General features: G+C 69.9%; 24 protein-coding genes. 3 read left to right on the top strand and 21 right to left on the bottom strand.

The genetic code is table 11. The features are described 5' to 3' along the window. Window positions 1-21: 21 nt before the first annotated feature. The 5 genes from carB to pyrR are packed head-to-tail and all read right to left on the bottom strand — an operon-like array spanning window position 22 to window position 7,267. Window positions 22-3,339 (bottom strand): carbamoyl-phosphate synthase large subunit, encoded by a 3,318-nt coding sequence (carB, locus tag L0U85_RS04185; protein ID WP_241376500.1) that lies wholly within the window; start codon window positions 3,337-3,339, stop codon window positions 22-24. Continuing rightward, entirely contained in the window at window positions 3,332-4,468 is a 1,137-nt protein-coding gene (gene carA, locus L0U85_RS04190; RefSeq protein ID WP_241376501.1) for a glutamine-hydrolyzing carbamoyl-phosphate synthase small subunit, read from the bottom strand. The genes carB and carA overlap by 8 nt, the downstream gene beginning before the upstream one ends. Next, complete coding sequence (locus L0U85_RS04195; RefSeq protein ID WP_347177352.1) at window positions 4,465-5,745, bottom strand: dihydroorotase; 1,281 nt, start codon at window positions 5,743-5,745, stop codon at window positions 4,465-4,467. The genes carA and L0U85_RS04195 overlap by 4 nt, the downstream gene beginning before the upstream one ends. Before the next feature lie 14 nt (window positions 5,746-5,759). Beyond that, entirely contained in the window at window positions 5,760-6,680 is a 921-nt protein-coding gene (locus L0U85_RS04200) for an aspartate carbamoyltransferase catalytic subunit (RefSeq protein WP_241376503.1), read from the bottom strand. Then, window positions 6,677-7,267: a bifunctional pyr operon transcriptional regulator/uracil phosphoribosyltransferase PyrR gene (gene pyrR / locus L0U85_RS04205; protein ID WP_347177347.1), complete on the bottom strand. Its 591-nt coding sequence runs from the start codon at window positions 7,265-7,267 to the stop codon at window positions 6,677-6,679. Before pyrR ends, L0U85_RS04200 begins: the two co-directional genes overlap by 4 nt. 273 nt (window positions 7,268-7,540) lie before the next feature. Between pyrR and L0U85_RS04210 the strand changes: the two genes are divergently transcribed. Then, window positions 7,541-8,038 carry a transcriptional regulator gene (locus L0U85_RS04210; protein ID WP_241376504.1) on the top strand — a complete coding sequence of 166 codons (498 nt, stop codon included), beginning with the start codon at window positions 7,541-7,543 and terminating at the stop codon, window positions 8,036-8,038. 141 nt (window positions 8,039-8,179) lie between these two features. Here L0U85_RS04210 and nusB read toward each other — a convergent pair whose 3' ends face one another. The 15 genes from nusB to iolC form a co-directional block, all read right to left on the bottom strand. Then, window positions 8,180-8,638 (bottom strand): transcription antitermination factor NusB, encoded by a 459-nt coding sequence (gene nusB / locus L0U85_RS04215; RefSeq protein ID WP_241376505.1) that lies wholly within the window; start codon window positions 8,636-8,638, stop codon window positions 8,180-8,182. Window positions 8,639-8,642: 4 nt separating this feature from the next. Further along, a complete protein-coding gene (efp, locus tag L0U85_RS04220) occupies window positions 8,643-9,200 on the bottom strand; it encodes an elongation factor P (protein ID WP_241376506.1) in 558 nt (185 codons plus the stop codon). 209 nt (window positions 9,201-9,409) lie between these two features. Continuing rightward, on the bottom strand, window positions 9,410-9,832 hold the full coding sequence (gene aroQ, locus L0U85_RS04225; RefSeq protein ID WP_241376507.1) for a type II 3-dehydroquinate dehydratase: 423 nt from the start codon (window positions 9,830-9,832) through the stop codon (window positions 9,410-9,412). Then, the gene (aroB, locus tag L0U85_RS04230) at window positions 9,829-11,385 is read right to left on the bottom strand and encodes a 3-dehydroquinate synthase (RefSeq protein ID WP_241376508.1); all 1,557 of its coding nucleotides are present in this window, start codon (window positions 11,383-11,385) and stop codon (window positions 9,829-9,831) included. The genes aroQ and aroB overlap by 4 nt, the downstream gene beginning before the upstream one ends. Before the next feature lie 73 nt (window positions 11,386-11,458). Further along, window positions 11,459-12,637 carry a chorismate synthase gene (gene aroC, locus L0U85_RS04235; RefSeq protein WP_241376509.1) on the bottom strand — a complete coding sequence of 393 codons (1,179 nt, stop codon included), beginning with the start codon at window positions 12,635-12,637 and terminating at the stop codon, window positions 11,459-11,461. A 73-nt stretch (window positions 12,638-12,710) separates the two neighbouring features. Then, complete coding sequence (locus tag L0U85_RS04240; RefSeq protein WP_241376510.1) at window positions 12,711-13,058, bottom strand: cupin domain-containing protein; 348 nt, start codon at window positions 13,056-13,058, stop codon at window positions 12,711-12,713. Window positions 13,059-13,194: 136 nt separating this feature from the next. Beyond that, window positions 13,195-13,380, bottom strand: coding sequence for a hypothetical protein (locus L0U85_RS04245; RefSeq protein WP_241376511.1), 186 nt, complete (start codon window positions 13,378-13,380; stop codon window positions 13,195-13,197). A 12-nt stretch (window positions 13,381-13,392) separates the two neighbouring features. Further along, window positions 13,393-14,400, bottom strand: coding sequence for a Gfo/Idh/MocA family oxidoreductase (locus tag L0U85_RS04250; RefSeq protein WP_241376512.1), 1,008 nt, complete (start codon window positions 14,398-14,400; stop codon window positions 13,393-13,395). Between the two features lie 5 nt (window positions 14,401-14,405). Then, on the bottom strand, window positions 14,406-14,537 hold the full coding sequence (locus tag L0U85_RS20440) for a hypothetical protein (RefSeq protein WP_277605355.1): 132 nt from the start codon (window positions 14,535-14,537) through the stop codon (window positions 14,406-14,408). A 35-nt stretch (window positions 14,538-14,572) separates the two neighbouring features. Beyond that, the gene (locus L0U85_RS04255) at window positions 14,573-15,496 is read right to left on the bottom strand and encodes a TIM barrel protein (protein ID WP_241376513.1); all 924 of its coding nucleotides are present in this window, start codon (window positions 15,494-15,496) and stop codon (window positions 14,573-14,575) included. Window positions 15,497-15,515: 19 nt separating this feature from the next. Further along, on the bottom strand, window positions 15,516-17,015 hold the full coding sequence (locus L0U85_RS04260; protein ID WP_241376514.1) for a CoA-acylating methylmalonate-semialdehyde dehydrogenase: 1,500 nt from the start codon (window positions 17,013-17,015) through the stop codon (window positions 15,516-15,518). A 10-nt stretch (window positions 17,016-17,025) separates the two neighbouring features. Beyond that, a complete protein-coding gene (gene iolD / locus L0U85_RS04265; RefSeq protein WP_241376515.1) occupies window positions 17,026-18,906 on the bottom strand; it encodes a 3D-(3,5/4)-trihydroxycyclohexane-1,2-dione acylhydrolase (decyclizing) in 1,881 nt (626 codons plus the stop codon). Then, window positions 18,896-19,780 (bottom strand): 5-deoxy-glucuronate isomerase, encoded by an 885-nt coding sequence (gene iolB, locus L0U85_RS04270; RefSeq protein WP_241376516.1) that lies wholly within the window; start codon window positions 19,778-19,780, stop codon window positions 18,896-18,898. Before iolB ends, iolD begins: the two co-directional genes overlap by 11 nt. Beyond that, a complete protein-coding gene (locus L0U85_RS04275) occupies window positions 19,777-20,649 on the bottom strand; it encodes an aldolase (RefSeq protein ID WP_241376517.1) in 873 nt (290 codons plus the stop codon). Before L0U85_RS04275 ends, iolB begins: the two co-directional genes overlap by 4 nt. Continuing rightward, window positions 20,639-21,625: a 5-dehydro-2-deoxygluconokinase gene (gene iolC, locus L0U85_RS04280; protein WP_241376518.1), complete on the bottom strand. Its 987-nt coding sequence runs from the start codon at window positions 21,623-21,625 to the stop codon at window positions 20,639-20,641. The genes L0U85_RS04275 and iolC overlap by 11 nt, the downstream gene beginning before the upstream one ends. 185 nt (window positions 21,626-21,810) lie before the next feature. Between iolC and L0U85_RS04285 the strand changes: the two genes are divergently transcribed. Further along, window positions 21,811-22,860: a LacI family DNA-binding transcriptional regulator gene (locus L0U85_RS04285; protein ID WP_241376577.1), complete on the top strand. Its 1,050-nt coding sequence runs from the start codon at window positions 21,811-21,813 to the stop codon at window positions 22,858-22,860. A gap of 77 nt (window positions 22,861-22,937) precedes the next feature. Continuing rightward, a complete protein-coding gene (locus L0U85_RS04290) occupies window positions 22,938-25,535 on the top strand; it encodes a glycoside hydrolase family 9 protein (protein ID WP_241376519.1) in 2,598 nt (865 codons plus the stop codon). A gap of 180 nt (window positions 25,536-25,715) precedes the next feature. Here the strand turns inward: L0U85_RS04290 and L0U85_RS04295 are convergent. Continuing rightward, a partial coding sequence (locus tag L0U85_RS04295) for a hypothetical protein (protein WP_241376520.1) occupies window positions 25,716-25,908 on the bottom strand: 193 nt, incomplete at its 5' end.

Genomic DNA, 25,908 nt, shown 5'->3' on the forward strand with positions numbered 1-25,908 from the left:
ACCTGTTCGCCGAGTGACTGCCTACTCCGCGCCGCGGAGACGCTGGTGGAGTTCTTGAAGGGGCGTGACGGTGAGTTCGCCTCTGGCGGCGGCCTCGATGCCCATGGTGGCCGCCGCGGCGCCCTGGATGGTGGTGACGCAACTGACGTCGGCGACGACGGCGGCGGAGCGGATCTCCCAGCCGTCGGTGCGCGGCCCCGTGGAGGCCGACGGCGTGGTGATGACCAGGTCGACCTCGCCGGAGGCGATGAGGCCGACGGCGTCGGTCTCGGTCTCATCGTGCTCGCCGGAGTGGCGTGCGACCGGCGTGAAGTCGATGCCGTGGCGCTTGAGGACCAGGCCGGTGCCCTTCGTGGCGTAGACGGTGAAGCCGAGGTCGACCAGGCGCCTGACCGGGAAGACGATGGCCCGCTTGTCGCGGTCGGCGACCGAGACGAAGACCTTCCCCGAGGTGGGGAGCTTCCCGTAGACGGCGAGGGTGGCCTTGGCGAAGGCGAGCCCGAAGGAGCCGTTGATGCCCATGACCTCGCCGGTGGACTTCATCTCCGGGCCGAGCACCGCGTCGATGCCGGCGCCTTCGACGGTGCGGAACCGCTTGAACGGCAGGACGACCTCCTTGACGCTGATCGGTGCGTCGGGACCGGGGTCGGAGCCGTCGCCGGAGGGCAGGAGTATGCCTTCCTCACGCAGTTCGGCGATGCGCGCGCCCATGGCGATGCGGGCGGCGGCCTTGGCGAGCGGGACGGCGGTGGCCTTGGAGACGAACGGGACGGTCCGGGAGGCGCGCGGGTTCGCCTCCAGGACGTACAGCTGCTCGTCCTTGAGGGCGTACTGGACGTTCATGAGGCCGCGCACACCGATGCCGAAGGCGAGTTTGGCGGTGTAGTCGCGGATCTGCTCGATGACGGCGCCGCCGAGCGTGATCGGCGGGAGCGCGCAGGAGGAGTCGCCGGAGTGGACGCCGGCCTCCTCGATGTGCTCCATGACGCCGCCGAGGTAGAAGTCCTCGCCGTCGCAGAGGCAGTCGACGTCGATCTCGATGGCGTCGTCGAGGAACCTGTCGACGAGCACCGGGTGCTCGGGGCTGGCCTCGGTGGCGCGGGAGATGTAGCCGTCGAGGCTCTCCTCGTCGTACACGATCTCCATGCCGCGTCCGCCGAGGACGTAGGAGGGCCGCACCAGGACCGGGTAACCGATCCGCTCGGCGACCTCCTTGGCCTCCTCGTAGGAGGTGGCGGTGCCGTTGGCCGGGGACACGAGGCCGAGCTCGTCGAGCAGGCGCCCGAACACGCCGCGGTCCTCGGCGGCGTCGATGGCCGACGGGGAGGTGCCGACGATGGGCAGTCCGGCCTCGGCGAGGCGGTCGGCGAGGCCGAGCGGGGTCTGGCCGCCGAGCTGGACGATGACGCCGACGACACCGGGCCCGTCCCCGGCCTTGCCGGAGGTGTGCTCGGCGTGGTGGACCTCGGTGACGTCCTCGAAGGTGAGCGGCTCGAAGTAGAGCCGGTCGGCGGTGTCGTAGTCGGTGGAGACGGTCTCGGGGTTGCAGTTGACCATGATGGTCTCGTAGCCGGCTTCGCGGAGCGCCTGGACGGCGTGAACGCAGCTGTAGTCGAACTCGATGCCCTGGCCGATCCGGTTGGGGCCGGAGCCGAGGATCATGACCTTCGGGCGGCTCGACGGCGCGACCTCGGTCTCCTCCTCGTAGGTCGAGTAGTGGTAGGGCGTGTCGGCGGCGAACTCCGCGGCGCAGGTGTCGACGGTCTTGTAGACCGGGCGCAGGCCGAGACGCAGCCGGAGGCGGCGCACGCCCTCCTCGCCGGCGAGTTCGGGCCGCAAGGCCGCGATCTGGGCGTCGGAGCAGCCGGCTCGCTTGGCCTTCCACAGGAGCGGCTCGTCGATGACCGGGGCGGACTGGATCTCGGCTCGCAGGTCGACGAGCTGGGCGATCTGGTCGAGGAACCACGGGTCGATCTTGCAGACGGCGTGGACCTCCTCGACCGTGGCGCCGAGCCGCAGGGCCCGCTCGGCGGTGTAGAGCGTCCCGTCGTGCGGGGTCTTCAGCGCCTCGAGCGTGCTCTCCAGGGTGGCTCCGGCGGGGTCGGGGCGGGTCCAGAAGCCGGCCGCCTTGGTCTCTGTGGAGCGCAGAGCCTTCTGGAGGGCCTGCTGGAAGGTGCGTCCGAGGCTCATGGCCTCGCCCACCGACTTCATGGTGGTGGTCAGCGTCGGGTCGGCGCCGGGGAACTTCTCGAAGGTGAAGCGCGGGACCTTGACCACGACGTAGTCGAGCGCGGGCTCGAACGCGGCCGGGGTGGCCTTGGTGATGTCGTTGGGGATCTCGTCGAGCGTGTACCCGATGGCGAGCTTCGCGGCGATCTTGGCGATCGGGAAGCCGGTGGCCTTGGAGGCCAGCGCGGAGGACCGCGAGACGCGCGGATTCATCTCGATGACGATGATGCGCCCGTCGGCCGGGTCGATCGCGAACTGGATGTTGCAGCCGCCGGTGTCGACGCCGACCTCGCGGAGCACGGCGATGCCGATGTCGCGCATGTGCTGGTATTCGCGGTCGGTGAGGGTCATGGAGGGGGCGACGGTGACCGAGTCGCCGGTGTGGACGCCCATCGGGTCGATGTTCTCGATGGAGCAGACCACCACGACGTTGTCGTCGTGGTCTCGCATGAGCTCGAGCTCGTACTCCTTCCAACCGAGGACGCTCTCTTCGATGAGGACCTCGGTGGTGGGCGATTCGGCGAGGCCGTTGCCGGCGATGCGCTCGACGTCGTCCCAGGTGTGGGCCATGCCGGATCCCAGGCCGCCCATGGTGAAGGAGGGGCGGATGACGACGGGCAGGCCGAGGTCTGCGACGGTGTCGCGGACTTCTCGCATTGAGTGGCAGACCGCGGATCGCGGGACCTCGCCCCCGGCCTTGATGACGACGTCCTTGAACTGCTGGCGGTCCTCGCCGCGCTGGATGGCGTCCATGTCGGCGCCGATGAGCTCGACGCCGTGCTTGTCGAGGATGCCGGCCTCGTGGAGGGCGACGGCGGCGTTCAGTGCGGTCTGGCCGCCGAGGGTCGGCAGGAGCGCGTCGGGTTTCTCTTTGGCGATGATCTGCTCGATGACCTCGGTGGTGATCGGCTCGACGTAGGTGGCGTCGGCGAACTCGGGGTCGGTCATGATGGTCGCCGGGTTGGAGTTGACCAGGGTGACCCTGATGCCTTCCTCGCGGAGGACGCGGCACGCCTGGGTGCCGGAGTAGTCGAATTCGCAGGCCTGCCCGATCTGGATGGGGCCGGACCCGATGACCAGAACGTGGTGGATGTCGTCGCGTTTAGGCATCGGCCTTGGCCCCTTCATTGTTGTCGATGAGCGCGGTGAGGCGGTCGAACAGGTAGTCGGCGTCGTGCGGCCCGCCGGCGGCCTCGGGGTGGTACTGGACGGAGTAGGCGGGGACGTCGAGGCAGGTGAGGCCCTCGACGACGTCGTCGTTGAGGCACACGTGGCTGACCTGGACGCGCCCGAACTCGGTCTCGAAGAACTCGCCTGACTTGGGCGGTGCGAGGGCGAAGCCGTGGTTGTGGGCGGTGATCTCGACCTTGCGGGTGAGCCGGTCGAGGACGGGCTGGTTGATGCCGCGGTGGCCGTACTTGAGCTTGTAGGTGCCCAGGCCGAGCGCGCGTCCGAGGATCTGGTTGCCGAAGCAGATGCCGAAGACGGGGACCCGCCGCTGGAGGAGCTTCCTGGTGACGGAGACCTGGTGATCGGCGGTGGCCGGGTCGCCGGGGCCGTTGGAGAGGAACACCGCGTCGGGGTTGCCCGCCAGGAGCGTCTCGGCGTCGCTGTCCGCGGGGAACACGGTGGTGGTGATGCCCCGCTCGGCGAGGCGCCGCGGCGTGTTGCGCTTGATGCCGAGGTCGAGCGCGGCGACGGTGTACCTGGTGTCGCCGACGGCCTCGTAGGTGTAGGGCTCGGCGGTGGTGACGGCGTCGACGAGGTTGGCGCCGGCCATCTCGGGCGAGGCCTTGACGCGGGCGAGGAGCGTATCTGCGTCGGTCGAGCGCGAGGAGATGCCGACCCTCATGGCGCCGACCTCGCGCAGGTGGCGGGTGAGGGCGCGGGTGTCGACGCCGCAGATACCCACGATCCCCTGGGCGGCGAGCTCGTCTTCGAGGCCGCGCTTGGCACGCCAGTTGGAGGTGATGCGGGAGGGGTCGCGGACGACGTAGCCGGCGACCCAGATGCGGCGGGACTCGTCGTCCTCGTCGTTGATGCCGGTGTTGCCGATCTGCGGGGCGGTCTGGGCGACGACCTGGCCGTAGTAGGACGGGTCGGTGAGGGTCTCCTGGTAACCGGTCATGCCGGTCGAGAAGACGGCCTCGCCGAAGGTCTCACCGACTGAGCCGTAGGCCTCGCCGCGGAAGACGCGGCCGTCCTCGAGGACGAGGATCGCTGGTGCTCGGCTGCTCATTTGATCTCCTCTGCGACTTTTCCGTCGAGTACGGTGGCGCGTCCGCGCAGGAACGTCGCCTGCACGGTGACCGGGAGTTCCATCCCGGCGTAGGGGGTGTTCTGGGACAGCGAGGCCAGTTCGGTCGGGACGACCGTCCAGGTCTCGGCGGGGTCGACGAGCGTGAAGTTGGCTTCGGTGCCGGGCTCGGGATCGCGGCCGTGGGCGCTCAGCCCGGCGATGCGCGCCGGGGTGCGGGAGGTGCGCTCGGCGACGAGGTCCCAGTCGGCGCCGCCCGGGCCGCCGAGGGCGGCGACGGTGATCGACAGGGCCGTCTCGAGTCCCAGCATTCCGGGGCGGGCGGCGGACCATTCGCAGTCCTTGTCCTGCGGGGCGTGCGGGGCGTGGTCGGTGGCGACGGCGTCGACGACGCCCTCGGCGAGCGCGGCCCTGAGCGCGGCGACGTCGGCGCCCGAGCGCAGCGGCGGGTTCACCTTGTAGACCGGGTCGTAGGTGTGGGCCTTCTCGTCGGTCAGCAGCAGGTGGTGCGGGCAGACCTCGGCGGTGACCCGGACGCCGCGGGCCTTGGCCTCGCGGATGATCTCTACCGAGCGGGCCGTGGAGATGTGGCAGAAGTGGACGTGACCGCCGACGTATTCGGCCAGGAGCACGTCGCGGGCGATGACGGACTCTTCTGCGACGGCCGGCCAGCCGGGCAGGCCGAGCTCGGCGGAGACGGCGCCCTCGTTCATCTGCGCGCCCTCGGTGAGGCGCGGCTCCTCCGCGTGTTGGGCGATGAGCCCGTCGAACGTCTTGACGTATTCCAGGGCCCGGCGCATAAGGCGCGGGTCGTGGACGCAGTGGCCGTCGTCGGAGAACATGCGGACGTGCGCCGCCGAGTCTGCCATCGCGCCGATTTCGGCGAGGCGCTCGCCGGCGAGCCCGACCGAGACCGCGCCGATGGGCTGTACGTCGGCGTAGCCTGCGGCGCGGCCGAGCGTGGCGACCTGCTCGACGACGCCGGCGGTGTCGGCCACCGGGTAGGAGTTCGCCATGGCGCACACGGCGGTGTAGCCGCCCTTGGCGGCGGCGCGGGTGCCGGTCAGGACGGTCTCGGCGTCCTCGCGTCCGGGCTCCCTCAGGTGGGTGTGGAGGTCGACCAGGCCGGGCAGGAGCACCAGGCCGTCGGCGTCGATCACCTCGGCGCCGACGGCGCTCGGTGTCCCGACCTCGGCGACGCGGCCGCCGCGGACGAGGACGTCCGCCCTGCCGCGGCCGACGATGTCGGCGCCCTTGATGAGTTTGACGTCGTTCACTGGGCGTCTCCGTTCGTCAGCAGGAGGTAGAGGACGGCCATGCGGACCCAGACGCCGTTGGCGACCTGCTCGGTGATGGTGGCTCGGGGCGAGTCGGCGACGCGCGCGGCGATCTCCATGCCCCGGTTCATCGGTCCGGGGTGCATGACGATGCCGTGGCCGGGCATGAGCGCCAGGCGGCGCTCGTCGAGCCCGTAGAGGCGGGCGTACTCGTTGGTCGTGGGGAAGAACGCGTCGTTCATGCGCTCGCGCTGGACGCGGAGCATCATGACCGCGTCGGCGTCTTTGAGGCTCGCGTCGAGGTCGTAGGAGATCTCCACCGGCCATGCGTCGATGTCGGTGGGGAGCAGAGTGGGTGGTCCGACCAGGCGCACCCGTGCGCCCAGTTTGGACAGCAGCCAGATGTTGGACCTGGCGACCCGGCTGTGCAGGATGTCGCCGACGATGGCGACGGTGCGGCCCTCGATGCCCCCGAGGCGCTCGCGCATCGTGTAGGCATCGAGGAGGGCCTGGGTGGGGTGGGCGTGGGTGCCGTCGCCCGCGTTGAGGACGGCGCCGTCGACCCACTGTGTGAGGCGCTGCGGCGCGCCCGAGGCGGGGTGGCGGATGACCACGGCCTCGGGACCCATGGCCTGCAACGTGAGCGCGGTGTCCTTGAGGCTCTCGCCCTTGCTGACGCTGGAGGTCTTCGCCGAGAAGTTCACGACGTCGGCGCTCAGGCGCTTGGCGGCGGTCTCGAAGGAGGTGCGGGTGCGGGTCGAGTCCTCGTAGAAGAGGTTGACCACGGTGCGCCCGCGGAGTGTCGGCAGCTTGGGCACCTCGCGGCCGGAGACCGCGTCGGCCATCTGGCCGGTGAGGTCGAGGATGAGCTCGGCCTCCTCGCGTGTGAGCTGTTTGGTCGTCAGGAGGTGCTTCATCGCTCCTCGCCTCCGGTGAGCAACACGGCGTCGTCGCCGTCGTACTCGGTCAGGTGGACCGCCACGCTCTCGCTGCGGGAGGTGGGGATGTTCTTGCCGACGTAGTCGGCGCGGATGGGCAGCTCGCGGTGGCCGCGGTCGACCAGGATCGCGAGCTGGACCTGATCGGGCCGGCCCAGGTCGTAGAGGGCGTTGAGGGCGGCGCGGACGGTGCGCCCGGAGTACAGGACGTCGTCGACGAGGATGACCCGCTGGCCGTCCACTCCGGATGGTGGCAGGTCGGTCGGACCGAGCGGCCGCAGGGCCCCGCGGCGCAGGTCGTCCCGGTAGAGGGTGATGTCGAGCGTCCCGGCCGGGACGTCGACGTCGGCGAAGCGGCGGATGCGGTCGGCCAGCCGCCCGGCGAGCGCGACGCCGCGAGTGGGTATGCCTAGGAGCATCGTGTCCGGCGCACCCTTGGTCTTCTCGAGGATCTGGTGGGCGATGCGGTCGAGGATCCGGCTGATGTCGTCAGCGGCGAGGATCTGCTTGCCTCCGGGGGGCTCGTCCGGGTTACCGGACGACGCACGACGGGCACGGTCAGCCACGCGAACCTCCTTCTCCGCCTCACTGGACGGTCTGTTAAAGAACGGTTTCGTCGGGAGTGATCCTACGCCGTCCGTAACGGAGCGTGAAGGCGGATCGGGCGCGGACGACACCGAAACTCGACCGTTTGCCGGGTTTAGTAAGGTTTGCAAGGCTGTTATGAGGCCCTCACGCGACGAAGAACACTAGTTTCGGGGACCCCAACGGCCAATGGTCACCGACTGTAGTCAACAATAGAATTCCTCTCGTACCGAAAACTTGGAGTTGATCCCAACATGGCGACATCTGACTACGCCAAGGCGCTCGGCAACCGGCTGCGTGACATCCGCATGCAGCAGGGGCTGTCGTTGCAAGGCGTCGAGGACAAGTCCGGCGGCAAGTGGAAGGCCGTCGTCATCGGTTCCTACGAGCGGGGCGACCGGTCCATCACCGTCAGCCGCCTCGCCGAACTGGCCGACTTCTACCGGATCCCCGTCTCGGAGCTGCTGCCGGAGGGCGTGCCGCTCCCGATCGAGCAGCCCGAGAAGATCGTCCTCAACCTGGAGGCTCTCTACGACCACCCCGACACGGAGCTGGAGCACGTCGCCAGGCTGGCGCGCTCGATCCAGCAGCGGCGCGGCGACTACAACGGCCGGATCCTCTCGATCCGCGCCGACGACCTCTACACCCTGGCGGTCATCTACTCGACCACGCCCTCGGGCCTGATCGAGAAGCTCGAGGACTTCGGCGTCCTCGTCCACGACCTCCAGGCGTTCTTCGCGGCCGAAGAATAGGCCGCACGACCACCGCACGACGACCGAGCCGCATCCTCCGATCCCCTGCGGCCGGGCACGTCCCACGGGCGCTCTGCGAGCGCTACCCCGTACGACACGGCCGGGCCGCCTCGAGGGCGTCCCGGCCGTCGTGCTCGCCGCTCAATCCTCGCCGCGTTCGGCTTCGGTGTGGGCGGCCTTGTCGAGGACGGCGTTGATGAACGCCGGGTCGTCCGAGGAGCCGATCTGCTCGGCCACCCGCAGTGCCTCCTTGATGGCCACCGGCGCGTCCACGTCGTCGACGAAGCGGATCTCGTAGAGGCCCATCCTCAGCACATTGCGGTCGACCGCGGGCATCCGGTCGACCGCCCATCCCGACGCGGACTCGGTGAGCCCGGCGTCGATCTCGTCGATGTGGTCGGCGACGCCCTGCACCAACTGCGCGGCATAGGCGGGGAGCCTGGGCGCCTCGGGGTCCTCGGCCGCCCGCTTCGCGCGCTCGGCCAGAACGGTCTCGACGGGCTCGTCGCGGCTCTCGGCCTCGTAGAGGATCTCGACCGCGCGCATCCGCCACTTCGTCCGCGCGGTGAGCGGACCTGTCTGAGTCTTCTTCTTCCCCACTGGCCTAGGCCCGCGAGAGGTATTTGCCGTCGCGGGTGTCGACCTTGATCTTCTCGCCGTTCTCGATGAACAGCGGCACGCCCACCTGCGCGCCCGTCTCGACGGTGGCGGGCTTGGTGCCGCCGGAGGAGCGGTCGCCCTGGAGGCCGGGCTCGGTGTAGGTGATCACGAGCTCGACCGCCGCGGGCAGCTCGATGTAGAGGGCCTTGCCCTCGTACATGGCGACCGTCGCGTCGGAGTTCTCCAACAGGAACTTCCAGGCGTCGCCGACCAGGCCGGGGCCCAGCGGGTACTGGTCGTAGGTCTCCATGTCCATGAACACGAAGTCCTCGCCCTCCTTGTAGAGGTACTGCATGGTGCGACGGTCGACGGTCGCGGTCTCCACCTTCGTGCCGGCGTTGAACGTCTTGTCGACGATCTTGCCCGACGGGATCTGCTTCAGCGTCGTGCGCACGAACGCCGGGCCTTTGCCGGGCTTGACGTGCTGGAATTCCTGGACCTGCCAGAGTTGGCCCTCCAGGTTGAGCACCAGGCCGTTCTTGAGGTCGTTCGTGGTTGCCACGTGCGTTCGTCTCTTTCGGTAGAGGATTTGAGCGGACCGACCGTCAATGGTAGCTAGTGCGCCAGGCCAGCTCGGAGCTGGCTACGCCGCCTGTGGTCAGCGGCGCAGCCAGGTCGTCGGGTTCCAACCCTGCATGCGCGGGGAACACTCCTGGAGCCACTCGATGAGCCCCCCATCGTGGGGATCACCCCCACATCCGTGGGGATCAATCACTTCGCCAGTTGGTGAAGTGCCATCAAATACCCGTCGAACCCGAGCCCGACAATGATGCCGGTCGCGTATGACGAAACGTATGAGTGGTGGCGGAATGTCTCTCGCGCGAAGACGTTGGAGATGTGAACTTCGATGAGCGGAGCCGTCAGCTGCGCGCAGGCATCGCCGATTGCCACCGATGTGTGGGTCCAAGCAGCGGCGTTGAGTACCACCGGGTATGCGTTGTCAGCCGCCTCGTGGAGCCAAGCGAGCAGCTCGTTCTCGGCGTTGGTCTGGCGGAAATCGACCTCCAGACCCACTTCCTTGCCCCTATTGACGCATAGATCGGCCAGGTCGTCGAGAGTGGCGGAACCGTAGATCGCGGGTTCGCGTCTGCCGAGCCGGTTGAGGTTGGGGCCGTTGAGCACCAGTGTCTTCATGCGGTCAGCCTTTCATAGGCCTCGCGCTGCTGGGCGACGGTGACGTCCTCGACTACGGCGGCCTTGCCGAGGTCGTCGAGGAGGACGAACCGCTGGGTCTTGCCGACGTTCTTCTTGTCGATCCTCATGACTCCGCTGATCTCTTCCCAGCGGCCCGCCCGGTACGTCGTCGGCAGACCGAGGGACTCCAGGACCGCCTTGGTGCGCTCGACCAGGTCGACACGGCCGGTGATAGCCCCGAGGTGGGCGGCGTAGACCATGCCGACGGCGACGGCGTCGCCGTGCCGCCAGCGGTAGTGCTCCAGCTTCTCGACGGCGTGCGCGAAGGTGTGCCCGTAGTTGAGGATGGCCCGCAGGCCGCCCTCCTTGAGATCGGAGGCCACGACCTCGGCCTTGACGGCGATCGCGCGTTCGACCAGCTCGGCGCAGACCGGGCCGGCGGCGTCGAGGGCCGCCTCGGGGTCCGCCTCGACCAGGTCGAGGATCACCGGGTCGGCGATGAAACCCGCCTTGACGACCTCGGCCAGTCCGGCGGCGAGATCGCGCTCCGGGAGGGTCGCGAAGTTGTCGAGGTCGACCAGGACCGCGCGCGGCGGGTGGAAGGCCCCGACGAGGTTCTTGCCGGCGGCGGTGTTCACTCCGGTCTTGCCGCCCACGGCGGCGTCGACCGCGCCGAGCAGCGAGGTCGGGACGTGGACGACCGCGACGCCGCGCAGCCAGCAGGCCGCGACGAACCCGGCCAGGTCGGTGACCGCACCACCGCCGACGCCGATGACGACGTCGGTGCGGGTGAAGCCCTCGGCTCCGAGCGCCTCCCAGCACTGCTCGGCCACGGTGACGGTCTTGCCGTCCTCGGCGTCGGGGATCTCCATGAGGGTCGCCTCGACGCCCTCGGGTACGAGCGCGCCGACCCGTTCGGCGAGCGCGGCGGTGCTGGCGGTGTGCACGACGGCGACGCGGGCGGCCCGGTCCAGGTACTCGGGCAGACGGGCGACGACGCCGCGTCCGATGAGGACCGGATACGGGGCGTCGGCGTCGTTCACGGTGACGGTGCGAGTCCCGAGCCTGGCGGCGATCTCCTCGGCCAACTCCCTCACGTCCCTTCCGGTGGTGTCGATCTCGATGTCGGCGACCTGGCGGTAGAGCGGGAGACGCTCGTCCATGAGCCTGCGCATCGTGGCGCGCGGGTTGACCGCCAGCAGCGGGCGACCGCGGTCGATCTCGGTGCGTTTGACGGCCTCGGCGAGGTCGACGAGCAGATGCACCACGGGCACGTCCGCGAGGAGCCCCCGGGTGGCCTCGGCCATGACCGCTCCCCCGCCGAGGGCGAGGACGCCGTCGTGCTCGGCGACTGCGCGGCGCACGGCCTCGCGTTCGAGCTCGCGGAAGTGGTCCTCGCCGTCGTCGACGAAGATGTCGGGGATCGGCTTGCCCGCGGCGGCGGCGATGTCGGCGTCGGTGTCGCGGAAGGTGACTCCGAGCAGTTCGGCCAACGCGGTGCCGGCGGTGGTCTTGCCCGAGCCGGGCGGACCGACGATGACGACAAGGCTCATCAGCGTTCACTCCGGTTTGGGGCGAGGCGTCGCGAAGCGGCGCCGGCGGGGAGGGGCGACGGGTGCGGGCCCATCACTTCACCCGCAGGTTCTGGAGGTAGTTCTCGCAGTTGCGGCGGGCCTCGCCGACCGAGTCGCCGCCGAACTTCTCCAGGGCGGCCTCGGCGAGAACGTAGGCGACCATCGACTCGGCGACGACGCCTCCGGCGGGCACGGCGCACACGTCGGAGCGCTGGTTGATCGCCTCGGCGGCCTCGCCGGTGGCGGTGTCGATGGTGCGCAGCGGGCGGGTCAGCGACGAGATGGGCTTGAGCATCGCCGAGACGCGCACCGGCTGGCCGGTGGTGATGCCGCCTTCGAGGCCGCCGGCGCGGTCGGTGACGCGTTCGACGCCTTCGACGCCCGGCACGATCTCGTCGTGGGCGGCCGAGCCGCGGACGGCGGCCTGCATGAGGCCGTCGCCGATCTCGACGGCCTTGACCGACTGAATCGACATGAGCGCGGTGGCCAGGCGGGCGTCGAGCTTGCGGTCCCATTGCACGTGGGAGCCGAGGCCGGGCGGGACGTTGTAGGCGAGGACCTCGACGACGCCGCCGAGGGTGTCGGCATCCTTCTTGGCGGCGTCGACCTCGGCGACCATGCGGGCCGAGGCATCGGGGTCGAGGCAGCGCAGGGGGTCGGCGTCGATGGCCTCGAAGTCGGCCGGGGTGGGGACGGTGCCGTCCTTGACGCGGACTCCTCCGAGGGCCTTGACGTGGGAGAGGATCTCGATGCCGAAGGCCTGCTTGAGGAAAGACTTGGCGGCGGTGCCGCCGGCGACGCGCGCGGCCGTCTCGCGCGCGGAGGCGCGCTCCAGGATCGGGCGGGCGTCGGTGTGGTCGTACTTCTGCATGCCGGCCAGGTCGGCGTGGCCGGGCCTGGGGCGGGTGAGGGGGGTGTTGCGGGCGAGGCCTTCGAGCACGGCCTCGTCGACGGGGTCGGCGGCCATGACCTGCTCCCACTTGGGCCATTCGGTGTTGCCGACTTTGATGGCGACGGGCGAGCCGAGGGTGCGGCCGTGCCGCACCCCGCCGATGAAGGCGACCTCGTCGGCCTCGAACTTCATACGGGCGCCGCGTCCGTAACCGAGGCGCCGTCGGGCCAGTTCGGCGGCCACTGCTCCGGTGGTGAGCTCGATTCCGGCGGGCATGCCGTCGAGGGTGACCACGAGTTCGGGTCCGTGTGATTCTCCAGCTGTCATCCATCGCAACACGCCGTCAAGTCTGCCACCCGGCCCGATGTGACCCGGCACCTGGTGGGAGGCGTGTCCCACCGGCCGGACGCGTTCACTCGTAGGAGCCGAAGTCCACGATGACGCAGCGTTCGTCGCCGATGACCTCGGCGTCGTGGCCGGGCTCGACATAGAACGTGTCCCCGGCGTGGACCTCCTTGACGCTGCCGTCGTCCATCATGACCCGCAGGTGGCCTTCGGTGCAGTAGCCGAGGTGCCGGTTGGGACAGGTCTCGGTCCCCACGAGCGGCTTGGCGTGCTCCGCCCAGTGCCAGCCGGGTTCGAACACGGAGTGCACGACGGGCCTGCCGTCGAGCATGACCACTTCCTTGACGCCCATGTGGTCGACGAACTCCGCCTTGTCGCTCGGGTGATCGAAGTCCTTCACGTCGATGGTGTGCATGATTCTTCACTCCCTTTCAGGTCGAGACTAGAACGGGAGCGACCGGCGCAACCGGATACCGGCGACTATCGGTGTTCGGAGGAGGAAGGCCCCGGTGGCGCCCTCGCCGGCCCTCGCTCCTGTCGGAGCAAGGCCCTCAGGCGGACTGGATCCCGCTCCTGGCCTGTTCGAGCATGAACGCGGCCCTGGGGTGGACGAGGAACGGCATGAAGTCCTCGCGGGACGACAGCTCGATGTATTCAAAACCGAGGTCGGCCACGATGGGCACCATGTCGGTCAGCGACAGGTGCCCCAACGGCGTCGGGTCGAGCGCGATCTTCACGATGGCTCCCTTCTATGCGTAGAAGCTCGGTCGCTCGGGCAGGTCGACCGGGACGATCAGGCCGGAGTCCAGCGCCTGGACGGCGGCGTTGGTGACGACGGTGGCGGCGTAGCCGTCCCAGGAGGAGGGGCCGGTCGGCTCCTCCTCGTTCGCGACGGCGTCGATCCACTCCTGGAGCTCGACGTCGAAGGCCACGGTGAACCGGTCCTTGAATTCCTGGACGATGCCGTACCCGGACGTGGCCGCGGTGCGGATGCCCGCCCTGGCCGGGTCGGGCAGGCGCACCGTCCCCGTCTCGCCGACGACCTCGCACTGGATGTCGTAGCCGTACTGGCAGTTGACGAACACCTCGACGTCGACGCGGGCTCCGGCGGCGGTCTCGAGCAGGAGCATCTGCGGGTCCTGGAGGTGCTCGAACCGCTTGGAGGTCTTGCGCGGCGTGAGCACCTGTACCGAGGTGAACTCGTCGGCGAGGAGCCAGCGCAGTGTGTCGATCTCGTGGACGGCGGTGTCCTGCGCGGCCATGGCGGAGTGGTAGGACTCGCGGACGCTCGGGTTGCGGTGGACGCAGTGCGCCATGAGCGGCACGCCGATCCGTCCGGCGTCGATGACGTCCTTCATCTCGCGGTATCCGGGGTCGTAGCGGCGCATGAAGCCGACCTGGACGAGTCTGCGCCCGAATGCCTGCTCGGCCTCCATGACGCGAAGGCCGTCGGCGGCGTCGGTCGTGAGCGGCTTCTCGCAGAACACCGACTTCCCCGCCTTGATGCAGGCGAGCACCTGCTCGGCGTGGACGGGACCCCAGGAGGTCACGACGACGGCGTCGACCGCGGGGCCGTCGATCAGCTTCTCAGCCGAGTCGACCACCTCGGCCCCCGCGATGCCCGCCACTTCGGCGGCGCGCTGGAGGTCGATGTCGGTGACCGCCGCGACCTTCGCTCCGGAGACGAGGTGCGTCAGGCGACGCACGTGCTCCTCGCCGATCCAGCCGGTCCCGATCACGCCGATGCCGATGGTCATTCGATTCAGCCCTTCTTCTCTGGTGCGGTGGCGCGTTCGAGCTCCGCGCCTGCGGACATGCGGAGGTCCTCCAGGGTCGGCTCCGAGCGCGGCGCGGTGGCGGCGAGGATGGGAACCAGTCGTCGTTGCATGGTCATGTGGACATCCCTTTCCAGGGAGGTTTCGCCGCTCCTCAGGTCCGCTGGTAGCGGGCGCCGAGGCCGCAGCTGTTGAGGTGGTCGCGAGTCCTCACCGCGATCGGGTAGGGAACGTCGGACTCGCACGGATACAGGTCCTGCTCGACGATCACGAACAGTTCGGCGTCGAGCTTGGAGAGCTCGGTGACGACGTCGGCGGGGCTGGGCACCCCCGCGGGCGGCTCGACGCACACCCCTCGTTTGACGGCCTCCCCGAATCCGAGTCCCTCGTCGTTCACCTGCTGAAGCACGTCCGGGTCCATCTGTTTGATGTGGACGTATCCGATGCGCTCGGCGTAGCGGCGTATGAGGTCGACGTTGTCGCCTCCGCCGTAGGCCACGTGCCCGGTGTCCAGGCACAGCGACACGTATTTAGAATCCGTCCCGTCGAGGAACGCCTCGATCTGCGGCTGGGTCATGATCTGGGAGTCGGCGTGCGGGTGGACCGCGATCGTGACGCCGTGCTCCTCGAACATCAGCCTGCCGACGCGGTTCGCCGCGGCGTGGACGGTCTTCCACTGCTCGGCGTCCCAGTCGACGACGTCGCAGATCGCACCGGTCTTCTCGTCGCGGAAAAGCGGCGGGATGAACACGACGTGCTTCGCCCCCTGGGAGGCGGTGAGCGCGGCGACCTTGGAGACGGTCGCGATCGTCTCGTCGAACATCTCCGGCCGGTGAAGGTTCCCGAACACGGTGCCGCCGGAGACCTTGAGGCCGCGCCTGCCGACCTCCTCGGTCAGCTCGTCGGGGTCGGTCGGCAGATAGCCGTAGGGGCCGAGCTCCAGCCACTCGTAGCCGGCCTGCGCGAGCTCGTCGAGGAACTGCGTGTACGGCAGTTGGAACTCGTCGTCGGGGAACCACACTCCCCATGAGTCGGGCGCGGAGCCCAGGCGCAGGTTGCGGGCTTGATTCGTCGACATCAGGTGGTCTCCTGTCCGGTCAGCTGGATGTGGGGAAGTTGAGCTGGGCGGCCTGGGCCTCGGTGTGCTTGGGCCAGCGCGCGGTCACGACCTTGGCGCGGGTGTAGAACTGGACGCCCTCGGGACCGTGGATGTGGCTGGAGCCGAACAGGGAGTCCTTCCAGCCGCCGAAGGAGTAGTGCGCGTTCGGGACGGGGATCGGCACGTTGACGCCGATCATGCCGACGTCGACACCTCGTTCGAAGGTGCGGACGGCGCCGCCGTCGAAGGTGAAGATCGCCGTGCCGTTGCCGTAGGGGTTGGCGTTGATGAGGTCGATGGCCGCCTCGAGGGTCTCGACCCGGACGACGGCGAGAACCGGCCCGAAGACCTCGTCCTGGTAGACGTCCATGTCGGGCGTGACGTGGTCGAGCACGGTCGGGCCGACGAAGAAGCCGTCCTGGTGGCCCTCGATCTTCAGGTCGCGGCCGTCGACGACGGGGGTGGCGCCTTGGACGAGACTGGAGTCTATGTAGCCGGTGACGCGGTCGCAGGCGGCTCGGGTGACGACCGGTCCCATCTCGGATTCGGGGTCGTCGCCGGGACCGACCGCGACCGCTTCGGCCTTCACCTTGAGCAGGTCGACGAGCTCGTCGGCGGCGTCGCCGACGGCGACCGCGACTGAGACGGCCATGCACCGCTGCCCGGCCGAGCCGAACGCGGCGGCGGCCAGCTGGTTCGCGGCCCAGTCCATGTTGGCGTCGGGCAGGACCACGGCGTGGTTCTTGGCGCCGCCGAGCGCCTGGACCCGTTTGCCGTTCGCGGTGGCCTGCTCGTGGATGTACCTGGCGATCGGCGTGGAGCCGACGAAGGACACCGCGGCGACGTCGGGGTTGGTCAGGAGTGCGTCGACGGCCTCCTTGTCGCCGTTGACGACGTTGAACACGCCGTCGGGGAGCCCGGCCCGGGCGTAGAGCTCGGCGATGAACCGGCTCGCGGAGGGGTCGCGTTCGGACGGTTTGAGCACGAAGGTGTTGCCGGTGGCGATCGCGACGGGGTGCATCCACATCGGCACCATCACCGGGAAGTTGAACGGTGTGACCCCGGCGCACACGCCGAGCGGTTCGCGGAAGTCGTAGGAGTCGACCCCGCCGGAGACGTCGACCGACAGGCCGCCCTTGAGCGCGGAGGTGACGCCGCAGGCGAACTCGATGACCTCGCGGCCGCGGACGATCTCGCCTCGGGCGTCGTCGACGACCTTGCCGTGCTCGGCGGCGATGATCTTCGCGAGTTCGAGCTCGTGGCGCTCGACCAGGTCCCGCAGCCTGAACATGACGCGGCTGCGCTTTGTCAGCGATTCGTGCCGCCAGGACTGGAAGGCCGCCGCCGCGGCGGCCACGGCGGCGTCGACGTCGGCGGAGGAGGCGAGACGCACCTGGGCCTGCTCGCGGCCGGTCGCGGGGTTCCACACGGGCGCGAGCCGGCCGGATTCGCCGGCGGCGCTCTTCCCGCCGATCCAGTGGTCGATGGTCGTCGGCATTGCTCGGCTCCTAGAGGTAGTGGCGCTGGCCGCGCTTGCTGGACTCGTAGGCGGCGCGCGCCTCACGTGTGGACTCGAGGGTCGCGGTCTCGGATACGGGCACGTCCCACCAGGCGCTCTGGGGCAGTCCGGGCGAGTAGGGGTCGGTCTCGACGTGGACGACGGTGGTGGTCTCGGCGGCTTTGGCCCGTTCGAGCGCGTCCTTGAAGTCGGCGACGGTCTTCGCGGTGATGACGTCGGCGCCGAGGCTGGCGGCGTTGGCGGCCAGGTCGACCGGCAGGACGTCGCCGTCGAGCCGGCCGGTCTCGGCGTCGCGGTAGCGGTACTCGGTGCCGAAGCGCCGGCTGCCGAGCGTTTCGGACAGGGCCCCGATCGAGGCGAAGCCGTGGTTCTGGACGATGACGACGACGATCTTCAGGCCTTCGGAGATCGCGGTGGTGATCTCGGAGGAGAGCATGAGGTACGAGCCGTCGCCGACGAGGACGAAGACCTCGCGGCGCGGGTCGGCGAGTTTGCAGCCGAGCCCGGCGGCGACCTCGTATCCCATGCAGGAGTAGCCGTATTCGACGTGGTACTGCTTGGGGTCCCGCGAGCGCCACATCATCTGGAGGTCGCCGGGCATCGAGCCGGCGGCGTTGACGACGATGTCGCGCTCGTCCATGGCGTCGTTGAGGGCGCCGAGGATCTCGGTCTGGGCGGGGAGCGGCTCGTGCCCGAGGTGCCTGGCGCCGTCGATGACGGCCTGCCAGTCGGCCGCGAGCTGCGTGGCCCGCCGGGTCCAGGCGGGGGCGGTCTTCCAGCCGCGCAGGCCCTCGGCGAGGGCCTCGATGCCGGTGCGGGCGTCGGCGACGAGCGTGGCCGCAGAGTGCTTGGCGGCGTCCATCGGCACGACGTTGAGGTTGACGAACCTGACGTCGGGGTTGCCGAAGACGGTGTGGGAGGCGGTGGTGAAGTCGGAGTAGCGGGTGCCGATGCCGAGTACCGCGTCGGCGTCGTGCGCGAGGTGGTTGGCGGCGCGCGAGCCGGTCGAGCCGAGGGCGCCGACGGCCTGCGGGTGATCCCACGGCACCGAGCCGCGGCCGGCATGGGTCTCGGCTACGGGGATGCCGTGCGCGGCGGCGAACTCGCGCAGACGCCCGGTTGCGCCTGAGTAGACGACGCCTCCTCCGGCGACGATGAGCGGCTTCCGCGCGCTCCGGAGCGCTTCGATCGCGGCGGCGAGTTCGGCCGCGTCGGGAGCGGGACGCCTGATGCGCCAGGTGCGGCGGCGGAAGAAGTCGACCGGCCAGTCGAACGCTTCGGCCTGGACGTCCTGGGGCAGGGAGATGACGACCGCGCCGGTCTCGACCGGGTCGGTGAGCACCCGCATGGCGGCCAGCGCCGACGGGATCAGCTGCTCGGGGCGCGAGACGCGGTCGAAGAACTTGGAGACGGGCCGGAACGCGTCGTTGACCGAGACGTCGAGCGCGCGGGTGTCTTCGAGCTGCTGGAGGACCGGGTCGGGGATGCGGCCGGCGAAGACGTCGCTGGGCAGAAGGAGGACCGGGAGCCGGTTGACGGTCGCCAGCGCGGCGCCGGTGACCATGTTGGTCGAGCCGGGGCCGATGGAGGAGGTGCAGGCGTAGGTGGAGAGCCGGTCGTTCACCTTGGCGTAGGCGGCCGAGGCGTGGACCATGGCCTGCTCGTTGCGGGCGAGGAGGTAGGGCATGTCGAGGTCGTCCTCTGCGGCTTGGAGCAGGGCCTGTCCGATGCCGGCGACGTTGCCGTGGCCGAAGATCCCGAACGTCCCGGCGATGAGGCGGTGCTTCTCGCCGTCGCGTTCGGTCCACTGCTCGGCCAGGAATCTGACCAGGGCCTGCGCGACGGTCAGTCGGATGGTGTCAGCGGACATCGTCGTCCCCTTCGTTCTCTCTGGTGGAGGTGAGCGGCAGTCGCGGGTCGATCTCCTGTGCGTCCCAGGTGGCGCGGATCCAGCCGTGGGCGGGGTCGTCGCAGATGAGCCAGGCGCGATCGGAGCCGGGTCCGGCCATGACGTTGAGGTAGTAGAGGTGGTAGCCGGGGGCGGCGGCGCTGGGGCCGTGCCAGCCGTGCGGGATGAGGACGACGTCGCCGCTCTCGACCGCTTTGGAGACCTCGATCGGGCGGGCTTCGGTGCCGTAGACGCGTTGCCATCCGAAGCCTTCACCGGAGACTTCGAAGTAGTAGATCTCTTCGAGTTCGGCTTCGCCGTCGCGCTCCTCGTCGTGTTTGTGGGGCGGGTAGGAAGACCAGTTCGACGAGGGGGTGAGGACTTCGCAGGCGATGAGTTTGTCGGCCTCGAAGGTCTCGGGGGTGCAGAAGTTGTTGACCTGCCTTGATGCCTGGCCGGCGCCCCGGAGTTCGACCGGGACGTCTTCGGCCGGGCCGTAGCGGGCGGTCAGGCGCCGCTCGCACTTGGCCGATGGCAGGGCGAAGCGTCCGCCGTGTTCGCTGGCGACGGTGACCGTGGCGTCCCTTGGCGCGTAGGCGAAGTCGGTGACGCGGGTGAAGACGCCTCTGCGGCCCTGGACGTCGAAGGTCCGGCCGTCGCAGTGGACGGTGCAGCCGCCTGCGAGGGGCAGCACGAGGGTCTCGGCGTCCCCGGTGTCGAAGGTGTGCGAGCCTCCGGCCTCCAGGTTGAGGACGCTGAGGCCCGAGTAGCCCCAGCCGGCGGACTCGGGGGTCACGACGGTCTCATAGGGGCCTTCGGCGGTGGATCCGGCCGGGAGGTGGTGTTTCGCGTTCACAGGAGGTTCACCACCGATTCGATCGCGTCGGCGACGTCGCCGTCGGCGGGGTACAGCAGGGACCGGCCGACGGTCAGGCCGACCACGTTGGGCAGCGCCAGAGATTCCGCCCAGCTCTCGCGCTGGGCCTCGATGTCGGTCACCTCGCCGCCGAGGACGACCGTCGGCAGGGTCGAGGCGGCGGCGACGCGCGCCATGTCGGGGGCGGTCGGGAGCTTGAGCCAGGTGTAGGCGCTGGTGGTCCCGAGCCCCGAGGCGATCGCGGCGGACTTGACGACGGCTTCGGTGGACAGGTCGTTGACGACCTTTCCGTCGACCCATTGCGAGAGGAACGGCTCGACCATGGCGATGCGGCCGCGTTCGGCGAGCGCGTTGACGGCCCGGGCGGTGTGCTCCAGGACGGACGGGGTGGCCGGGTCGTCGAGTGCTATGCGGGTGAGCATCTTGCCGCCGTCGAAGCCCATCGCGGCGACGGCGGCGGCGTCGTAGCCGGTGAACCGGTCGTCGATCTCGAAGCTCGACCCGGCCAGGCCGGCCCGGTTCATCGAGCCGAACACGACCTTGCCCTCCAGGGAGCCGAGCAGCAGCAGGTCTTCGAGGATGTCGGCGGTGGCGAGCACCCCGTTGCATCCGGGATGGTCGAGGGCGATGCGCAGCCGGTCGAGCAGGTCGCCCCGGTCGGCCATGGCGAAGGGGTCGCCGCCGGTCCCGAGCGCTCCGCGCGCGGGATGGTCGGCGGCGATGACGAAGCACTTTCCACTGGGCCCGACCGGGCCCTCGGCCTTCTTGCGGGCGTAGGCGGCCTCGGCGATCGCGGCGGGCCGGTGGAGCCTGGTCTCGGCCAGGCGGGCGAGGGTGTCAGCGTGCATCGGCGGCCTCCCGCAGCTTCGCGTCGACCTCGGCCCCGGTCGGCATGGCCGAGGAGCAGGCCAGGCGGCCGGCGACGATCGCGCCTGCCGCGTTGGCGCGCGCGATGATGTCGGCGGTGTCGAGTCCGGAGAGGAGTCCGTGGACGAGGGCGCCGCCGAAGGCGTCGCCGGCGCCGAGACCGTTGACGACCTCGACCGGCGCGGGCGGCAGCTCGACCTCGCCCGAGTCGTCGACGGCGAGGACGCCTTCGGGGCCCTGCTTGACGATGGCGAGCCTGACGCCCTTGTCCCGGAGGCGCTTCGCGGCCTCGCGCGGGTCGCGCGCACCGACGGCGACCTCGACCTCGTCGCGGTTGCCGACGGCGACGTCCGCGAAGTCGAGCGCCCGGTCGACCCACTGGTGGGCTTCGTCGGGGCTGTCCCAGAACATCGGCCGCCAGTCCAGGTCGAGGATGGTGTGGCGGCAGGGCCCGCTCGATTCGAGGGCGGCGAGCGTCGCGCTGCGACTGGGCTCGGCGCACAGGCCGGTGACGGTGGCCCAGAAGACATCGGCGGCGGCGATCGCCTCGGTGTCGAGCTCGGCGGCCTCGAGGTTGAGGTCGGGGGCCTTGGGGTAGCGGTAGAAGTAGAGCGGGAAGTCGTCCGGGGGGAAGACCTCGCAGAGCGTCAGCGGGGTGGGGTTGTCCAGGTCGGTGCCGACGAAGCGGTCGTCCACCCCGAACTCGGCGAGGGCCCGGCGCACGTACGTCCCGAACGGGTCGTCGCCGACCTTGGTGACGACGGCCGAGCGCCGCCCGTACCTGGCCGCGGCGACCGCGACGTTCGTCGGGCTGCCGCCCAGGTACTTGTTGAACGACGTCACCTCGGGGATGGGGACGCCGGTCTGTGCCGGGTAGAGGTCGACGCCCACGCGTCCCATGGTGATCACCTCGATCGGTCGATCACCGTGGACGGCCTGCCGCTTCGGAGCCAACATTGCCTCCCATTGAAGTATGAAAAGGGGGCATATGCAGATGAAATCGTCATATGCGGGCATATTTTGAACCTAGAGCGCGCTACTAGAGCGCGCTAGTAGGGCTAGAATGGCATGCACCACGTCCCTCAGTCAAGGATTCGGAACTAAAAATCTCAATATGTTCGTATCGGAAGGATAACGGCGTGATGAGCCCCCTGGACCCCCTGAACCAACCCGACCGCACCCCGGCACCGCGGTCGCGCAAGCCCACAATGGCCGACGTGGCCGCACGGGTCGGCGTCTCACGCGCCCTGGTCTCCCTGGTGTTCCGCGGCCAGCCCGGAGCCAGCCCCGAGACGCGCGAGCGGGTCTTCGAGGCCGCGGCCGAGCTCGGCTACCGGCCCGACATCGCCGCGCGCCTGCTGGCCAGGGGACGCAGCAAGGTGCTCGGGATCCTGTTCACCGCGCGCAACCCGTACCACGTCGACCTCGTCGAGGCCATCTATCCGGCCGCCGAGGAGCTCGGCTACGACCTGGTGCTCAGCGCCGCCGTCCCGACCCGCGACGAGCACAAGGCCATCGAGGCGCTCATCGGGCACCGCAGCGAGGCACTGCTGCTGTGCGGCCCGATCATTCCCGTCGAGGACATCGAGGAGATCGGGCGGCGCATCCCGACCGTCGTGGTCGGCCGCCACATCCGCGACGCCCCCGTGGACGTCGTGACCTCCTACGACCGCCCCGGCGCCCGCGAGGTCGTCGACTACCTCGTCGGCCTGGGGCACCGGGACATCGTCCACGTCGACGGCGGCTCCCGGCCCGGCGGCCCCGAGCGCCGACGCGCCTACCGGGACGCGATGCGCGCCCACGGCCTGGCCGACCACATCCGCGTCGTTCCCGGCAACCACACCGAGGAGGCCGGCTGCGACGCCGCCCGCGCGATGCTCGCCGAGGACCGGCCGCTGCCGACGGCCGTGTTCGCCTCGAACGACCAGTGCGCCATCGGCCTGCTCGACGTGTTCACGCGCTCGGGCGTCAAGATCCCCGAGCAGGTCTCGATCGTCGGCTACGACGACAGCCACATCGCCGGGCTCAGCCACATCGACCTGACCACCGTGCGCCAGGACGTGCCGCGTCTGGCGCACCTGGCGGTCCAGGCCGCCGACGAGCAGCTCCGCGGCGCCCGCGAAGCCGGGGCCTACCTGAAGCTGGAGTCGAAGCTGCTCATCCGCGGCACGAGCGGCCCACCCGCCCAATAAGGGCCATCTATTGACATACATGAATTAAAATGCCAAGATGTGCGTGGTATCGCTCCCAACCATTCGAAGGGGACTCCATGCCGCCTCGCCGCGCCATATCCGCTCGAAGCACCCGCCGCGCCCTCACCGCGACTGCGGCAGTCGGAGCCCTGGCGCTCTCGACCGTCGCGGTCTCCAGCGCCTACGCACAAGACGAGGAACCGTCCGACCTCATCGTCAACGGCGACTTCACCTCCGGCACCGACGGCTGGTGGGCCACCGAGAACCTGGCCGGGGCCGTCGCCGACGGCGAGTGGTGCCTCGACGTGCCCGGCGACACCGCCAACGCCTGGGACGCCATCGTCGGACAGAACGACCTGCCGCTGACCGCCGGCGAATCCTACGAGCTGCGGTTCACCGCCAGCGCCTCGAACCAGGTGAGCGTTCGCGCGCTCGTGCAGCGCGACGTCGACCCCTGGCCTACCGCCTTGGAGGAGTTCCCGCTCCTCGAGCCAGAGGCGCAGCAATACAGCTACGTCTTCACCGCGGGCGAGGACTGGACGGACGCGCAGCTGGCGTTCCAGATCGGCCGCCACGCCGACCCTTGGCAGTTCTGCCTCTCGGAGGTCACATTGCTCACCGACGCCGAACCGCCCGTCTACGACCCCGACACCGGCCCGCGCGTGCGGGTCAACCAGGTCGGCTACCTCGCCGACGGACCGAAGCGGGCCACGCTGGTGACCGACGCGGCCGACCCGGTGGACTGGGAGCTTCACGACGCCGATGGCACGACGGCGGCCACCGGGTCCTCGGCCGTCCACGGCGCCGACGCCACCTCGGGCGAGTCCGTCCACGTCATCGACTTCTCCGACGTCACCGCCACCGGCGAGGGCTTCACCATCACCGCCGACGGCGAGACCTCCTACCCGTTCGCGATCGGCGGCGACGTCTACGCGGACATGTCGGTCGACGCCATGTCCTTCTACTACACACAGCGCAGCGGCATCGCCATCGACGAGGCGATCGCCCCCGGCTACGGGCGGGAGGCCGGGCACGTCGACATCGCCCCGAACCTGGGAGACGGGGCGGTCCCCTGCTTCGAGGACGCCTGCGACTACACGCTCGACGTCACCGGCGGCTGGTACGACGCGGGCGACCACGGCAAGTACGTCGTCAACGGCGGCATCTCCGTCGCCCAGCTCATGGGCGTCTACGAGCGCGCGCTCCACTCCCCCACCGGCGACCCCGACCGGCTGGCCGACGGGAGCCTGCGGATCCCCGAGCACGGCGACGGCGTCCCCGACGTCCTCGACGAGGCCCGCTGGGAGATGGAGTTCCTGTTGAGCATGCAGGTGCCCGACGGCGAGGAGCTCGCCGGCATGGCGCACCACAAGATCCACGACGAGTTCTGGACCGGCCTGCCGCTCATGCCCGCCGACGACCCGCAGCGGCGCCACCTCTACCCGCCGTCGACCGCGGCGACACTCAACCTGGCGGCGACCGGCGCGCAGTGCGCCAGGCTCTTCGCCCCGTACGACGCCGGGTTCGCCGAGCAGTGCCTGGGCGCGGCCCGGACCGCCTGGAACGCCGCGCTGGAGCACCCGGAGCGGTACGCCGGGCCGAGCCCAGACGGCGGCGGGCCCTACGACGACAGCGATGTCACCGACGAGTTCTACTGGGCCGCCGCCGAACTGTTCCTCACCACCGGGGACCGGGCCTTCGAGGACTTCGTCCTCGAATCCGAGCTGCACTCGGGCGACGTGTTCGGCGCGGGCGGCTTCGACTGGGCCAACGTGGCGCCGCTGGCGCGCCTCCAGCTCGCCTCGGTGCCCAACGACCTGTCCGACCGCGACCGCGTGATCGAGTCGGTCGTCTCCGGCGCCGACGAGCTTCTGGAAGCACAGGCGTCCGACCCGTGGGGCCTGGTGTACGGCAACGACGGGACCTTCTCATGGGGCTCGAACAACCTGGTGCTCAACAACATGATCGTCATCGGGACCGCCTACGACCTCACCGGGGAGCGGCGGTTCCGCGACGGGGTGCTCGGCGGGCTCGACTACGTTCTCGGACGCAACGCGCTCGGAAACTCCTATGTGACCGGTTACGGCTCCTACTACTCGCAGAACCAGCACAGCCGCTGGTACGCGAACCAGCTCGACCCCGGTCTGCCGAATCCCCCGTCGGGGACGCTCGCGGGCGGCCCCAACACGTTCACCGATACCTGGGATCCGGTCGCCGAGCGCCTGCTCGGCGGCTGCGCGCCGCAGCGCTGCTACATCGACGACATCGGATCGTGGGCTACGAACGAGCTGACGATCAACTGGAACGCGCCGCTGTCGTGGATCGCGACGTTCGTCGCCGACCAGAGCGCGCCGGTGCGCCCCGCGGAGTCCTGCGAGGTGGAGTACCGCGTCAACGGCTCGTGGCCCGGCGGCTTCAACACGCAAGTAATCGTCGCCAACACCGGTGACGAGCCGCTGAGCGGCCTGGCCGTGCGGTGGGCGCTGCCCGCCGGGCAGTCGATCGAGCACCACTGGAGTGCGGACGTGGCGAAGGAGGGGCACCTGGTGACTGCGACCGGGCTCGGCGGCGGGAATCCGCTCCAGCCGGGCCAGGAGTACACGTTCGGATTCGTCGGGTCGAAGGACGCCAGGGCCGCCGTGAAGCCGGCGTCGATCATCTGCACGACCGGCTGAGGAATCCGGGGCGGGAGGCACGAGTCGGGCGGATCTGCGCCTCGGCCGCGCCGGCCACCGGACGGGAAGGGGCGGCCCCAATGGCTGGGGCCGCCCCGCATCCTTTGCAGGCGACGCCGGTCTCGACCCCGGCGACGCCGCCCCCCGAGGCTGGTCGCAGAGTCTCGCGTCGGCTGCCGACTAGTCGAGCGTCACCGCGCAGACCATGTAGCCGGACGGCCCCTCTACCAGCACGAAGCCGCTGAGGTCGTACTGCTTCATGGCGGAGACGCCCGCCAGGACGTCGACGCCTGAGGCCCCTTCGTCCAGCACGGCGCACTTCAGGTCCGCGTCGGCGTCCAGCCCGAGGTCGGCGGCGACGTCCGCGCTCAGG

The organism is Glycomyces sp. L485 (assembly GCF_022548875.1).
Classification (GTDB): domain Bacteria; phylum Actinomycetota; class Actinomycetes; order Mycobacteriales; family Micromonosporaceae; genus Glycomyces.

Excerpts from the sequence above, each read along its gene's own strand:
- carB (WP_241376500.1), bottom strand. The coding sequence starts at position 3,339 with ATGCCTAAACGCGACGACATCCACCACGTTCTGGTCATCGGGTCCGGC.
- carA (WP_241376501.1), bottom strand. The coding sequence starts at position 4,468 with ATGAGCAGCCGAGCACCAGCGATCCTCGTCCTCGAGGACGGCCGCGTC.
- L0U85_RS04200 (WP_241376503.1), bottom strand. The coding sequence starts at position 6,680 with ATGAAGCACCTCCTGACGACCAAACAGCTCACACGCGAGGAGGCCGAG.
- L0U85_RS04210 (WP_241376504.1), top strand. The coding sequence starts at position 7,541 with ATGGCGACATCTGACTACGCCAAGGCGCTCGGCAACCGGCTGCGTGAC.
- aroQ (WP_241376507.1), bottom strand. The coding sequence starts at position 9,832 with ATGAAGACACTGGTGCTCAACGGCCCCAACCTCAACCGGCTCGGCAGA.
- aroB (WP_241376508.1), bottom strand. The coding sequence starts at position 11,385 with ATGAGCCTTGTCGTCATCGTCGGTCCGCCCGGCTCGGGCAAGACCACC.
- L0U85_RS04240 (WP_241376510.1), bottom strand. The coding sequence starts at position 13,058 with ATGCACACCATCGACGTGAAGGACTTCGATCACCCGAGCGACAAGGCG.
- L0U85_RS04250 (WP_241376512.1), bottom strand. The coding sequence starts at position 14,400 with ATGACCATCGGCATCGGCGTGATCGGGACCGGCTGGATCGGCGAGGAG.
- L0U85_RS20440 (WP_277605355.1), bottom strand. The coding sequence starts at position 14,537 with ATGACCATGCAACGACGACTGGTTCCCATCCTCGCCGCCACCGCGCCG.
- L0U85_RS04255 (WP_241376513.1), bottom strand. The coding sequence starts at position 15,496 with ATGTCGACGAATCAAGCCCGCAACCTGCGCCTGGGCTCCGCGCCCGAC.
- L0U85_RS04260 (WP_241376514.1), bottom strand. The coding sequence starts at position 17,015 with ATGCCGACGACCATCGACCACTGGATCGGCGGGAAGAGCGCCGCCGGC.
- iolD (WP_241376515.1), bottom strand. The coding sequence starts at position 18,906 with ATGTCCGCTGACACCATCCGACTGACCGTCGCGCAGGCCCTGGTCAGA.
- L0U85_RS04275 (WP_241376517.1), bottom strand. The coding sequence starts at position 20,649 with ATGCACGCTGACACCCTCGCCCGCCTGGCCGAGACCAGGCTCCACCGG.
- iolC (WP_241376518.1), bottom strand. The coding sequence starts at position 21,625 with ATGTTGGCTCCGAAGCGGCAGGCCGTCCACGGTGATCGACCGATCGAG.
- L0U85_RS04285 (WP_241376577.1), top strand. The coding sequence starts at position 21,811 with ATGAGCCCCCTGGACCCCCTGAACCAACCCGACCGCACCCCGGCACCG.
- L0U85_RS04290 (WP_241376519.1), top strand. The coding sequence starts at position 22,938 with ATGCCGCCTCGCCGCGCCATATCCGCTCGAAGCACCCGCCGCGCCCTC.